General features: G+C 72.1%; 11 protein-coding genes. 3 read left to right on the plus strand and 8 right to left on the minus strand.

The genetic code is table 11. The annotated features are described in order from the left end of the window. Positions 1-113 precede the first annotated feature (113 nt). Positions 114-2,183, minus strand: a complete 2,070-nt coding sequence (locus BSL84_RS25865) for a S9 family peptidase (RefSeq protein WP_075971214.1) — start codon at positions 2,181-2,183, stop codon at positions 114-116. Positions 2,184-2,265: 82 nt separating this feature from the next. Between BSL84_RS25865 and BSL84_RS25870 the strand changes: the two genes are divergently transcribed. Beyond that, entirely contained in the window at positions 2,266-3,819 is a 1,554-nt protein-coding gene (locus BSL84_RS25870) for an MFS transporter (RefSeq protein WP_045322336.1), read from the plus strand. 58 nt (positions 3,820-3,877) lie between these two features. Here BSL84_RS25870 and BSL84_RS25875 read toward each other — a convergent pair whose 3' ends face one another. The 6 genes from BSL84_RS25875 to BSL84_RS25895 all read right to left on the minus strand — a co-directional run bounded on the left by BSL84_RS25875 (position 3,878) and on the right by BSL84_RS25895 (position 8,341). Further along, positions 3,878-4,390: an FBP domain-containing protein gene (locus tag BSL84_RS25875; protein WP_045322337.1), complete on the minus strand. Its 513-nt coding sequence runs from the start codon at positions 4,388-4,390 to the stop codon at positions 3,878-3,880. Positions 4,391-4,492: 102 nt separating this feature from the next. After that, a complete protein-coding gene (locus BSL84_RS25880) occupies positions 4,493-5,899 on the minus strand; it encodes a cytochrome P450 (RefSeq protein ID WP_045322338.1) in 1,407 nt (468 codons plus the stop codon). 101 nt (positions 5,900-6,000) lie between these two features. Next, positions 6,001-6,366 (minus strand): GNAT family N-acetyltransferase, encoded by a 366-nt coding sequence (locus BSL84_RS25885; protein ID WP_324616548.1) that lies wholly within the window; start codon positions 6,364-6,366, stop codon positions 6,001-6,003. Positions 6,367-6,639: 273 nt separating this feature from the next. After that, positions 6,640-7,509 (minus strand): AraC family transcriptional regulator, encoded by an 870-nt coding sequence (locus tag BSL84_RS25890; RefSeq protein ID WP_075971215.1) that lies wholly within the window; start codon positions 7,507-7,509, stop codon positions 6,640-6,642. Positions 7,510-7,642: 133 nt separating this feature from the next. Next, positions 7,643-7,804 (minus strand): hypothetical protein, encoded by a 162-nt coding sequence (locus tag BSL84_RS36220; protein ID WP_159393554.1) that lies wholly within the window; start codon positions 7,802-7,804, stop codon positions 7,643-7,645. A 51-nt stretch (positions 7,805-7,855) separates the two neighbouring features. After that, positions 7,856-8,341 (minus strand): hypothetical protein, encoded by a 486-nt coding sequence (locus tag BSL84_RS25895; protein ID WP_075971216.1) that lies wholly within the window; start codon positions 8,339-8,341, stop codon positions 7,856-7,858. Between the two features lie 304 nt (positions 8,342-8,645). On the opposite strand from BSL84_RS25895, the gene BSL84_RS25900 reads away from it, so the two are divergent. Further along, positions 8,646-9,023, plus strand: coding sequence for a hypothetical protein (locus BSL84_RS25900; protein WP_075971217.1), 378 nt, complete (start codon positions 8,646-8,648; stop codon positions 9,021-9,023). Between the two features lie 853 nt (positions 9,024-9,876). Here BSL84_RS25900 and BSL84_RS25905 read toward each other — a convergent pair. Beyond that, positions 9,877-10,548 (minus strand): hypothetical protein, encoded by a 672-nt coding sequence (locus BSL84_RS25905; protein ID WP_075971218.1) that lies wholly within the window; start codon positions 10,546-10,548, stop codon positions 9,877-9,879. 232 nt (positions 10,549-10,780) lie between these two features. On the opposite strand from BSL84_RS25905, the gene BSL84_RS25910 reads away from it, so the two are divergent. Then, the gene (locus tag BSL84_RS25910) at positions 10,781-12,445 is read left to right on the plus strand and encodes an SWIM zinc finger family protein (RefSeq protein ID WP_107484843.1); all 1,665 of its coding nucleotides are present in this window, start codon (positions 10,781-10,783) and stop codon (positions 12,443-12,445) included. Positions 12,446-12,486 lie beyond the last annotated feature (41 nt).

The following is a 12,486-nucleotide window of genomic DNA, read 5'->3' on the forward strand; positions in this document are numbered from 1 at the left end:
ACGGGAAGAAGGGGACCCGGGGCCGACACAATCGGCCCCGGGTCCCTCCGTTACCCGCTGTACCCCCCGGTGTCGCCGGCGGCAGGGGTGGTCAGGGGGAGGAGCGGACACCCCTACGCCAGGCCGAGCTCGCGGCGGAAGAACTCCAGCTCCAGCGCCATGATCTTCTCGCGGGTGCCGTTCGGCGTCATGTGGGTGACGCCCGGCAGGGCCAGCAGCTGGTGGGGGCGGCCCGCGTCCGTCAGGGCCTGGGACAGGCGCAGGGTGTGCGAGGGGTGGACGTTGTCGTCGGCGAGGCCCGTGACCAGCAGCAGCGGGCGGGACAGCTTCGGGGCGTCGGGCAGCAGCGAGTCCCGTTCGTAGACGTCCGGGTGGTCCTGCGGCAGGCCCAGGTACCGCTCCGTGTACGCGGTGTCGTACTGCCGGAAGTCGGTCGGCGCGGCCCCGGCCGCCGCCGCGTGGAACACGTCGGGGCGGCGCAGTACCGCCATCGCCGACAGGTAGCCGCCGTACGACCAGCCGCGGATGCCGACCCGGCCGAGGTCGAGGTCGCCGTGGCGGGCGGCCAGCGCGTGCAGCGCCGCGACCTGGTCGTCGAGGGTGACCTGGGAGAAGCCGCGGTACATGGCGTGGGTGTGGGCGGGGGAGACGTACGCGGTGCCGCGGTTGTCGACGGTCACCACCGCGAAGCCCTGGTCGGCCCACCACTGGCGGTGCTGCCAGCGGCGCGGGTCGGCGGTGATGTCCTGGGCGCCGGGGCCGCCGTAGCTGTCCATCAGGACCGGCAGCCTGCGGCCGGGGACGTGCCCGCGGGGCAGTACGAGCGCGGTGGGGACGGCGTGCTCGGTGACCCGCTCCAGGACCGGGGCCACCCGGTACGGCAGCGGTTCGGACAGGTCGGCGGGCGTCAACTCCCGCCCGTCGGGGGTGCGTACGGTGCGGCGCACGCGGTCGGCGCCGGCGGAGGTCAGCAGCAGGTACCCGGCCGAAGCGGTCACGCTGTGGACGCCCGGCCCGTCCGCGAGCGGGGCCGTCTCCCCGGTGGTGGTGTCCAGCAGGAGCACCTGCTGCTCGGCCGGGTCCCGCAGGGCCGCCTCGATCAGCAGCCGGCCCTCGTGGATCCCGGCCACCCGGCGGACCTGGACCTCGTCCCCGGTGAGCGGTACGCCGTCCACGGCGAGGCCCCGCGCGCCGCCGCCGGGGGTGTCGGTGACGGTCAGCGTCCGCCCGTCGGGGAGCCGGCAGGGGGTGCCGCCGACGTCGGGGTCCACCCAGAGGGGGTGCGTGGTGCGGGACACCTCCCGGGTGCGGCCGGTGGCGGGGTCGGCGGAGAGCAGGACGACGGTGCGCTGGAGCCGGTCCTGGACGGTGAGCAGGATCTCCCCGGCCGACTCCCAGCCCGCGTCGGAGACGTAGGGGTAGGTTTCGGCGTCCCAGTCGATCCGGGTCCGGGTCCCGGTCCCGTCCGGGCGGAGCACCCACAGCTGGACGTCGGCGTTGGGCCCGCCCGCCTCCGGGTAGGCGAAGTCCTCGGCCGGCAGCTCGGGGTGGGCCGGGTCGGCGAACCACCGTCGCCGGAGGGCGGATTCGTCGACGCGGGCGGCGAGCAGCGTGTTGCCGTCGGGGGACCACCAGTGCCCCCGGGAGCGTCCCAGTTCCTCGGCGGCGGCGAACTCGGCCAGGCCCCAGCGGGCTCCGTCGTCGGGGCTGACCCGGCCGCCCGGGGCGACGTACAGGGCGTCGTCGGCGACATAGGCGGTGCGTGAGCCGTCGGCGTTGGGCCGCGGGTCCAGCGCGGGTCCGGCGGCTGGGATCTCGCGGAGGCTTCCGGCGCCGTCCGCGGTGACCTCGTACAGCCGCCCGTACAGGGGGAAGGCGGCGCGGCGCCCGTCGCCGGAGAGGGCGTAGGAGCCGATCCCGGCGGCGACGAGCCGGGTGCGTTCGCGCAGCCGGCGCTCGGCGGTGGGGAGCGGGCCGGGCTCGGGGCACAGCTCGCGGGGATCGGCAAGCCGGATCTCCTCTCCGGTGGCGGTGTCGAGCACCCAGAGGCTGTCGAAGGCGTCGGTCGCGCCGGTCGAGCGGAGGAACCAGAGGAGCCTGCCGTCGTCCCCGAAGGACAGTGCGCGCGGGGCGCCGTGGGTGAATCGGGCCGTGCTGGCGGAGAGCCTGAGGAAGTCGTCCATGGCCGTAGTGTGACATGTGAAATGTCACCCCCACTAGGCCGTTCGAGTGGTGGTGCCTGGAGGGCGGGCTTAGCGTCGGAGGGTGGACCCGAACGCAGCGCCGAGCAGCAAACGGACCGACGGCTCGGTCCGAGGAAGCGGCAGCGGACTCGCCCTGTTCGTCATCGCGTCCTGCCAACTCATGGTGGTTCTCGACATCACGATCGTGAACATCGCGCTCCCGCACATCCAGAGCGCCCTGGACTTCTCGACCGAAAGCCTCTCGTGGGTCGTCAACGCCTACACCCTCGCCTTCGGCGGCCTGCTGCTCCTCGGCGGCCGCACCGGCGACATCCTCGGCCGCAAACGTGTCTTCGTCTTCGGCGTCCTGCTCTTCGGCCTGGCCTCACTCCTCGGCGGGCTCTCCCAGAACGAGGGCCAGTTGATGGCCGCACGCGCCCTGCAGGGCGTCGGCGGCGCCATCGCCTCACCGACCGCACTCGCCCTGATCACCACCACCTTCCGGGAAGGCCCCGCCCGCAACCGGGCGTTCGGGGTGTTCGCCGGAGTCTCGGCGGCGGGCGGCGCGATCGGGCTCCTCGCGGGCGGCATCCTCGTCGAATGGCTGGACTGGCGCTGGGTCCTCTTCGTCAACGTCCCCATCGCGCTCGTCATCGCCGTACTGGCCGCGAAGGTCCTGCGCGAGTCCGAACGCCACCCCGGACACTTCGACTTCGCGGGCGCGCTGCTGTCCACCGTGGGCATGGTCGCGCTCGTCTACGGCTTCATCCGGGCCTCCCAGGAGGGCTGGCGCGACCCGGTGACGCTCGCCTCCTTCGGCGCGGCCGTGGTCCTGCTGACCCTCTTCATCCTCAACGAGCGGCGGTCGCCGCAGCCCATCACCCCGCTGCACATGTTCGCCGACCGCAACCGGGCCGGCACCTACGGGATCATGCTCATGCTCGCCTGCGCGATCTTCGGCATGTTCTTCTTCCTCACCCTCTTCGTGCAGAACGTGCTCGGCTTCAGCCCCATCCAGGCCGGCCTCGCCTTCCTGCCGGTCAGCGCGGTGATCGCGGTGGGTGCGGGCCTCACCGCGAAGCTGCTGCCGAAGTTCGGGCCCAAACCGTTCATGGTCTGCGGCGCACTGTCCTCGGCCGTCGGGCTGGCCTGGCTGACGCGGATCGACGTCCATTCCACGTACCTGGGCAGCATCCTGGGGCCGATGCTGTTCTTCGCCCTCGGCATGGGCCTGCAGTTCGTGTCGCTGACGCTGATGGCCCTGTCCAACGTCCCCGACCGGGAGTCCGGGGCGGCATCCGGACTGCTGAACACCACGCAGCAGGTGGGCGGCTCGCTCGGCCTGTCGATCCTGGTGACCGTCTTCGGCACGGCCAGCCGCAACGAGGCCAAGGAGCAGGTGCCGGACTTCCTCGCCACGGCGGGGCCCGTGCAGCGGGCCTTCTTCGAACGCACCGGCCAGCTCCCGAAGCCCTGGGGCGACCAGGTGCTGACCTCGGGCATCAGCACGGCCTTCGTCGTGGCCGCCCTCTTCACCCTGGTCGGGGCGGCGATCGCACTGTTCGTCATCCAGGTCCGCCCCTCCGACCTCGAACGCCTCCAGGGCAACCACAAACCGGCGGCCGACCGCATCTGAGCCGGGCCGGGGACCTGCGCCGAGCCGGCCCCCGATACGCCCGGCGGTCCGGCGCGGGTCAGGCCACGGTGACTCCGGTGACACGGCCCACGAAGCCGTTCAGGTTGCCCTCCATGCGCGCCAGCCGCTCGTCGAGCGTCAGCGACTCCTCCTGCCGTCCGGCACGCAGCTTCGGCTGCCGCTTGCCGCGCACGTACAGGGAGCAGGCCAGGTCCGCGCAGATGTACGTGCCGACCGTGTTGCCCTCGCGGCCGCGGGCGCCCGCCAGCGGAGCGGCCAGCAGCGTCACCCCGGACGAGGCGTGGCCCGTCAGGCAGATCTGGCACAGGCTGGACTTCACCGCGCTGGTCCGGCCCACGGACGGCACCCGCAGGGAGATCCCCAGCGGGCCCCCGTCCCGCGGCAGCACCAGATGCGCCCGCAGCGGCGCGCCCGGATCGACCCACCCCAGGAAGTCCAGGTCCTCCCAGGGCAGTTCGGCGAAGTCGAGGGGCAGGCGCAGGCGCGCCGCCTCCCCCTTGGTGCAGTTCACGAAGGATGCGCGGATCTGTTTCTCGGTGAGTGGTTCCACGGGCGTCGACCCTATTGCGCACCCGGGCCGGCCCGCACCCCAATATCCGGGGGGAGGGGGGAACATCCGGGGCGTTCGTGGCCTCCTCCCTCCTGCGGGCTGTCAGCCGTCCAGGCGGCGGACCCGGCAGCGCGCGGGGCCCTCGGTCCGCAGGGTGATCCCCGCGCCGACCGGGACCTCGGCGTCCACCGCCTCGAACGAGTACGCCCGCAGGATCATCGCCAGCGCGATCACCGACTCCAGCATCGAGAAGTGCTGCCCGATGCAGGCCCGCGGCCCGCCGCCGAACGGGAGCCACGCGTACCGCGGCCGCCCGGCCTCCGCCTCCGGGGTGAACCGGTCCGGGTCGAAGCGCTCCGGGTCGGGCCAGTGCTCAGGGCGGCGGTGCGTCACCCAGGGCGCGAGGATCACGTCCGCGCCCCCGGGGATGGCGTACCCGCCGATCCGGGTGGCGGCGACGGCCTTGCGGCCGATGACCGGCGCGGCCGGGTACAGCCGCATGGCCTCCTTGAGCACCTGCGAGAGGTACGGGAGCCGCTCCAGGTCGGAGGCCTCCGGCCGGCGTCCGCCCAGGACGCGGGTGATCTCCTCGCGGGCCCGGTCCTGCTGCTCGGGGTGGCGGGCCAGCAGGTGCAGCGCGAAGCAGAGGGAGGTGGCGGTCGTCTCGTGCCCGGCGAGCAGGAAGATCAGCACCTGGTCGCGGAGCTCGGCGGCGTCGAACTCCTTGTCGTCCGCGCTCCGGGCGGCGGCCAGCAGCGTCAGCAGGTCCTCCCCGGAGCCGCCGTCAGGGGACGCCTCGGCGCCTGTCCGGCGCCGCTGCCCGATGATCCGGTCGCAGACCCCGTACAGCTCGGCCAGCGCGGCGGCCGCCCGCCTGTTGCCCGGGGTGGGCCAGCTGCGCGGGATGTTGGCGGGGGAGTACCCGCGGCGCAGGACGTAGTCGGTGATGACCGGGAAGCAGCGGGCCACCACGTCGGCGGTGGCTTCCACGTCGGTGCCGAAGAGGATCCGGGCGACCGCCCGCAGGGCGAGGTGGGCCATCTCGTCGGACACGTCGACGATGCCGTCCGGGGCCTCCTCCCAGGCGGTGACCACCGAAGCGGTCTCGGCGGCGACGGCCCCGGCGTACCCGTCCACCCGGCGCCGTGTGAACAGCGGCTGCACGAGTCGGCGCTGGCGCAGGTAGTCCTCGTCCTGACTGGTCAGCAGGCCGTTGCCGAAGGACTCCCGGATCTCCTGGTAGAAGGCGTTGTCCTTGCGGAAGTTGGCCGCCTCGGAGGCGAGCACCTGCTGCACGCCCTCGGGGGAGAAGACGCAGTACAGGTCGGCCCGCACCCCGGGCGGCCCGGCCGAGACCCGTACGACGTCCCCGTGCAGCCGCTGGGCCCGCAGAAAGGTGCCGAGGGAATCCGTCTTCAGGTCGTGGAGCGATCCGAGCAGCGGCGCGCCGGCGAGCGCGGGCACCTCCGTACTCGCTCCGGTTCCGCCCGTGTTGGTGTCCAGTGCCACTCGGCCCGCCCGTCCCCTCGTCGTCCCCGCGCCTTCGCGAGGAGCCTGATTCTGCCGCCCCTGTTTGTTTCTGGCGAGAGCGCGTGCCCCGCCGGGTCGGATCACAGCTCCCGCAGGTAGCGGAGTTCGGTCAGGGTGACGTCGCGGTGGACGCCCTCGTGGATGTCCTCGTAGACGTCGTCCTGTGTCGCGCCGTCGGCCGCGTATCCGGCCCGCGTGTAGAAGCGCCGGGCGCGCCGGTTGTCCCGGAGGACCCACAAGGCCGATGTCGCGAAGCCCTGGCCGCGCATCGCGGCGTGCGCCTCGGCGAGGAGCCCGCGGCCGATGCCCGTGCCGATGAGGTCCGGCGCCACGTACAGGGCGTACACCTCACCCGCCCGGCCCGCGCCGGGAGCCGCGCCCGGTACCTCGCCGCGGGCGGGCCCGAAGCAGACCCACCCCACCGGACCGCGCTCGCCGACCGCCACGAGGTCCCTGGACTCCCGCCCGGGCCGGGCGAACACTCCCGCCGGCGGCGGGCGTCGTCCCCGACTGTCATCGCGTCCAGGTATCCCTGGGGAACGACGCCGGCGTACGCCGCCTGCCACCCCCGGACCCGGATCGCCGAGACGGCCTCGATGTCGGCCCCACCCATCTCCCGCACGCGCACACCCGCCATCGCGCCAAGGTAGGCGACGGCTCCGCGCCGAACCACCGATCACCGCCCGGCGTCCCGGGCGGTGATCCGCAGCACCCGTGCGCTACGCGGGCTCGACCGGCAGCCACAGCTCGCAGGTCGCGGTGCTGAAGTCCGCCGCGCGGTCGAGGGTGGCGACGATCGAGGGGCCGGGGCGCAGGCGCCACGGGTTGGAGGGGAACCAGTCGGTCGCGGTCGCCGCCCACGTCGTCTGCAGGGCCTGCGGATGAGGTCCGCTGGTACGGAAGACCGCCCACATCCCCTCCGGCACCTCGATGGCGTCGAGGCCGTCCGGGGCGGGAGTCGCCCCGTCGAGGGCGACTCCGTGCAGGTAGGTCAGTTCGCTGCCTTCCGCCGCGTCCGGATCGACGTCGTCGGAGACCTGGAGCAGGCCGCCCGGTTCGGTGTCGCTCAGGGCCTTCAGCCGCAGGTGCTCCTCCGGCGGCAGTGCGGCGATGTGCTCCTGGATGTGCGGGTTGACGCCCTGGTGGACGAGCGGGACCCGGACGGCGTGTCCGACCAGCCGGAACGCGGGGCGGTTGACAAGGCGGGTGTCCATGGGGACGCTCCCTTCGACGGTCAGGCGGAACCTGAGCTGCGGTTGTGTGCGCAAGGGGCCTCCGTCGCGGCGCACGTCACCGGGCCCGGCGCCGTGCACCGCCCGGAACGCCCGCCCGAACGCCTCGCCCGACCCGTATCCGTGCCGGACCGCGATGCTGAGCAGGTCCGCCTCGCCGCGTACGACGTCGGCGGCGGCGACGGTCATGCGCCGCCGCCGTACGTACTCCGACAGCGGCATGCCGGCCAGGGACGAGAACATCCGGCGCAGGTGGTACTCGGTGGTACCGAGCGCGCCTGCCAGTCCCTGGACGTCGGGCTCCTCGGCGAGGTGCTCCTCGACGAGATCGACCAGCCGGTTGAGCGCAGAGATCACGGGGGCCTCCTTTCGACTCCCACCCTGGCAGCCGCCGCCCCCGCCGCACCCGACCGCGGCGAACCGATCCGATCAGACGGGATCGGACCGGACCGGATCGGACCGGTGCCGGGGACCTCTCGGAGGGCGCCCGCTACGCGCTGTCGAAGATGGCGCCGACCGTCTCCGTGATCCGGTGCCTCCACTTGTGCCGGCGGTTGCAGTACTGGCGCGGGAACCAGCGCCGCTCCTGCGGAATCGGCTGGTTGCACCACTTGCACAGCACCGTGCGCCCTCGGCTCGCGAAATCCCCCATGCCCCGACTCTAACCGCAGCGACCTGCGCCTTCGCCGCGCGGGGGAACGTTTCAGTAGCCCCAGCGCTGGCCGACGCTGTTGTCCTTGCGGCAGTGGATCGCGCGGCCGTTGGCGTCGCGTCCGGAGCTTCCGATGTCGGCCTTCCTGCATATCTGCCCGGCCTTGTAGCAGTTCCCGGCGTTGGAGAGGGGATGGCAGGCGGTGTCCTCCTCGGCCTTGGTGGGCGCGGGAGCCGGCGCTGTCGTACGGGTGCGCGCGGGGGCGGGAGGCGCGGGGGCGGGCTCGGTGGCGGCAGGGGCGGCCTGTGTCGCGGGCGGGGTGGTCGGCGCAGCGGTGGTCGGGTCGGCGCTCGGGGTGGGGCTGGTGCTCGGGCTCGGAGAGACGGCGGCGCTCGCGCTCGCACTCGGCGTGACGGCGCCGGCGCCGGTGGCGCTCGGGTCGCAGGCGGCGAGCATCAGCACGGTGGTGACGGCGGCGATGGCGCCTGCGTAGCGTCTCTTGACGGTGTTGTTGCTGCCGGGCGGGCGCATGGCCATCGGTGTCTCCTGGAAAGGCGGGGCACTTGGGATGGCGAGCAACATACTCGGCAAGTTGAAGCTTGTACGGGTTATGGGCAAATCGAGACGATGTACGAGGCGGGGTCCGCCGCAGACGGCCAGGCGGGCAGACGGCAGAGGTCCCGCCGCCCCCTCCTCGGGGAGCGGCGGAACATCGGCCTGAATCCCTTTGAGGTCCGCAAACGCGGCGGTCTAGTCTCGCGGCGTGGACCTGCACGACGTGTACCCGTCCGGATTCCGGTAGCGCACCCAGGAGCGACCTGGGGCGCCGCTGGAGGCTTTCATGTCCCGCACCGCCCACCACACCCCCGACAGGCAGACCCCGTACGGGCGTCAGCGCCGCGAGGACCACGACCGGCTGCCCTGGCACCGGATCCAGCAGGCGGGCCCGTGGCGTCGGGCCGACACGCGGACCCTGCGGTACTCCGCCACCGAACTCCGCGCCGCCGAAAGGGAAGGCCGGCGCCCCCGGCCGCAGGAGGTCCGCCGCGCCTTCGACATCTGGCGGTACTGCTGCGCCTTCACCGGCTCGCTGTCCGAGGCGGCAAACCTGGAGGAGCGCGGCGCCAGGGCCCGGCTCAGGGGCGCGGCACGAAAGGCGCTGTTCGACCCCGAGACGGTCATCGAGCCCTACCGCACCCGCTACCAGGCGCACTGGTGACGCTGCTTACGTCGCGACCGCCCGGACCGGACGAAGCCCCCGCCCGGTGCGGACCAAAGCGCTGAGGTCCCATCCCCGTGAAGAGCGATGGGACCTCAGGTGGGCTGTTCCGTGCCCGGCGGCGCGATGGAAACGGCGGAAGGCGGCTCAGATGTCCCGGAAAAGACTTGGCAGCCCTGTGAGCTGCGCAGACTCGTGACGCAGGGCTTCTGGCCTGGGGAAACACCCTTTCTCTTCTTTCGCCCTCGTACCCCTTGATGCAGCCGAAAGTCCCAGGAAAGTCCCAGAGGAGTCCCATGCGCGAGTGGCTGTAATGGCAGAGGCAGATGTGCCGCCATGTGGGGCGGAGTGGAGCGTCGCGGCCGGGGAGGGGGCGGTCAGGACGCCCCTCCGTGCCCGTCGAAACGCCGCACTCTGTTGAGTCGGCCCATGGCCGCCTGGTGCGCGTGCTGCAGAGAGAAGGTGCCGACAGGAGAAGGGCGCTGCCGCAGACTTGAAGTGCACCGGCTCCGGAGGCCGTCGGCGTTTCCGGCGCCTTCCCAGGTCAGTAGCTTAGATGGCGGCATGTTAGGGGCTCGGTCCCGCGTATGTCCCGTGAAAATGAAATGTTCTGTTTGTTTGCCATTCTGTGGCGTTGTCCTTGCGTCGAGGTCCCGCAGCGCGACGTGGCAGCCGTCACGAAGGCCTACCACGCGCAAGGATGGACGGCCCCGTCTCGGGTGCTCGAAATGTCGCGGTGACCAAGCACTTCCGAACGCCCGGAACGCGGCTGCCCGCCGGGCGGCCGTCGGGCCGGACGCCGTTCGAGCGCTGGCCGCACCCGAGGGAGTGCGCGGCCTGTCCTCGGCCGGGGTTACTTCCGGCCAGGTGTCCATTTCATGCCGAGCCGGTACGTCCGGGAGATCACGTCCTGGACGCCGGGGCCGTCCGCCGGCGTGAACCAGCGCACCTCGCGTTCGATGACGAGTTCGCCCTCCTGTCGTTTGATGAGGGCGATGGCACACGCGTGCGCCATCGGCGGGCACTCGTCCAGAACCACTCGGAACCGGTCACCGCGGTCGGAGGTCAGCGTCACCACCGCGTCGAGGCCGCGGAAGTCGCCGGACCCCTCGTATATGTAGACGAAGAGCAGGAGCTTCTGGAACTCGGCCTGGTGGTCCAGGTTGATGACGAGGTTCTCTCCCGTCTCCCGGGCCCCGGTCCGGTCGTCCGAGTCGAGGGCGACGTAGGGGAAGCGGTCCACCGCGCCGAAGGCGTTCCCCAGCGCCTGCACCACGGTCTTGGAACCGTCGGTGCAGCGGATCATGCAGCCGAGGTCGAGGTCCACCGTCCTGGCCGAGGCCGCGCGCAGCGAGGCCCGGATCCGGCCGAACAGACCACGCGCCTCGCCGGCCGCCCGCTGGGCGGCGGCCTGTGGCGAGGTCCAGTTGAGGTTGACCTTGATCAGTCCTGAGGTCATGCCGTGCTTGTCCAGGGAGACCGTGGGCGAAGCCTTCGTCAGGTCCACGGCGGTGGGCTTGGTCATACGGCACCTTTCCGAAGAGGGAGGGCGGGGGACGACAGTACAAGTGGAGGCATGGGATCGCAGAGGTGCGGCCGGAGGGCTGAGCCGGTAGGGCCGGGAGGGCGGCTCGAACAACCGGAAGCATCGACTCGTGGGGGTGGCGCCGTTCTGATCTCTGGAGTCGTTCGGCCTGACGGCCTCTAACATGAGGGTCGTCGGAGGGGGCCTGGGCCGGAGCGGAGCACGGAGAGTCGTGGGCGGTCTTACGGAAGCGAAGCTGAGGGCACTGGCCGGGGGTCGATCGTTCGAACGTGGACTCGGTTATGTGGACGAGGTGTCCGGGGTCGAGTTCGGTGACCGCTGGATCCGGGCGTCGGTGCAAGGCACGGAGCGGTACGAGGTGGAACTGCTCCTCGGCGGCAGGAAGCTCGCAGGCACATGCGACTGTCCGTACGGCCAGGAGGGCAACTTCTGTAAGCATCTGGTCGCGCTCGGTCTGGCGGTGATCGCCCAGAAGGCCGACCTGCCTCGCCTGAGGAAGGCAGCCCGGGACCGGACCCGAGGCCTCGAAGCCTGGCTGACCGGCCTGTCACGGGACGATCTGCTCGCTCTCGTGCGGGAGGAGGCGGCCGAGGACCGGAGCCTGCGGAGGCGTCTGGAGCTGCGGGCGGCGAGTGCCCATGGCGACGTGGCCGGGATCCGTTCCCGTATCCGCGAGTTGCTCGACATCGGCCCTTTCGCGCAGTACGGCTACGTCGAGTACGCCGATGCCCGTGCCTACGCCGACCAAGCCGGGCAGGCGGTCACCGCGATCCGGTCGCTGACGGCCTCCGGCCAGGTGACCGACGCGACGGCCCTGGCTCGGGAGGCGATCGGCCGGCTGGCCTCCGTGGTCGAAAGCGTCGACGACTCCGACGGCCGGCTCGGCCAGGTCGGCGCCGATCTCGCCGACGCCCACCACGAGGCCTGCCGCGCGGCCCGCCCGGATCCGGAGCAACTCGCGCACTGGCTGGTGACCCATGCCCTCGGCGAAGCGGCCGACCTGACGGACATCGACCCTCTCGATTACGGGGACGTGCTCGGGGAGCGGGGGACGGCCGCCCTGCGCCGGTGTGCGGCCGAGGCATGGCAGGCGAACCGCACCGGCTGGGCCGAGAAGCACCTGATGCAGCGCCTCGCGAAGTCCGGTCGGGACATCGATACGGTGATCGCCGTGCACGCCGCCGACCTCGCCCCGGACGGCCACACCCACCTGCTCGTCGCCCGCGAACTCGACACCGCCGGCCGTACCGCCGAAGCTCTGGAATGGGCCGAGCGCGGCATCCGGGAGGCCGAGGACCTTGCCGACGTCGACACCGCCCTGGTCGACCACCTCGCCGACCGCTACACCCGCACCGACCGGCTTGCCGACGCCGTCACCCTGCGCCGTGACCACTTCGCCGCCCGCCGCACCCTGCTCACCTATCAGCAGCTACGTGTCGCAGCCGTGGCCGCCGACTGCTGGCTGACCGAGCGGGAGAAGGCGCTGGAGCTTCTCCGCGCCGATGTCGAACAGGCTGGCGCGTACGGTGGCCGGGTCCTCGTCGACATCCTGCTGGACGACAAGGACCTCGACGCCGCCTGGCAGGCAGCCCACGAGCACGGCGCCCACGACGGCCAATGGCTCACCCTCGCCGACCAGTCCCGCCCGACCCGCCCCGCGGATGCCCTTCCCGTATACCTCCGCCTGGCCGCCAGCCTCGCACGCGAGACCGGCAACCGCGCCTACGAACAACTCGTCAGCCTGCTCCTGAGTGTCCGCGACTGCCACCACCGCCTCGGCACGCCGGACGACTTCACCACCTACATCGCCGACCTGCGCGCCGCCCAGAAGCGCAAGCGGAATCTGATGCGACTGATGGGCGACTGTGGGCTATGACTCGCCAAGCATGTCATGTTGACATCGTCAACGAACTTCGC

Origin of the sequence: Streptomyces sp. TN58 (assembly GCF_001941845.1) — a bacterium.
Lineage (GTDB): Bacteria > Actinomycetota > Actinomycetes > Streptomycetales > Streptomycetaceae > Streptomyces.

Excerpts from the sequence above, each read along its gene's own strand:
- BSL84_RS25895 (WP_075971216.1), bottom strand. The coding sequence starts at position 8,341 with ATGGCCATGCGCCCGCCCGGCAGCAACAACACCGTCAAGAGACGCTAC.
- BSL84_RS25905 (WP_075971218.1), bottom strand. The coding sequence starts at position 10,548 with ATGACCAAGCCCACCGCCGTGGACCTGACGAAGGCTTCGCCCACGGTC.
- BSL84_RS25865 (WP_075971214.1), bottom strand. The coding sequence starts at position 2,183 with ATGGACGACTTCCTCAGGCTCTCCGCCAGCACGGCCCGATTCACCCAC.
- BSL84_RS36220 (WP_159393554.1), bottom strand. The coding sequence starts at position 7,804 with ATGGGGGATTTCGCGAGCCGAGGGCGCACGGTGCTGTGCAAGTGGTGC.
- BSL84_RS25900 (WP_075971217.1), top strand. The coding sequence starts at position 8,646 with ATGTCCCGCACCGCCCACCACACCCCCGACAGGCAGACCCCGTACGGG.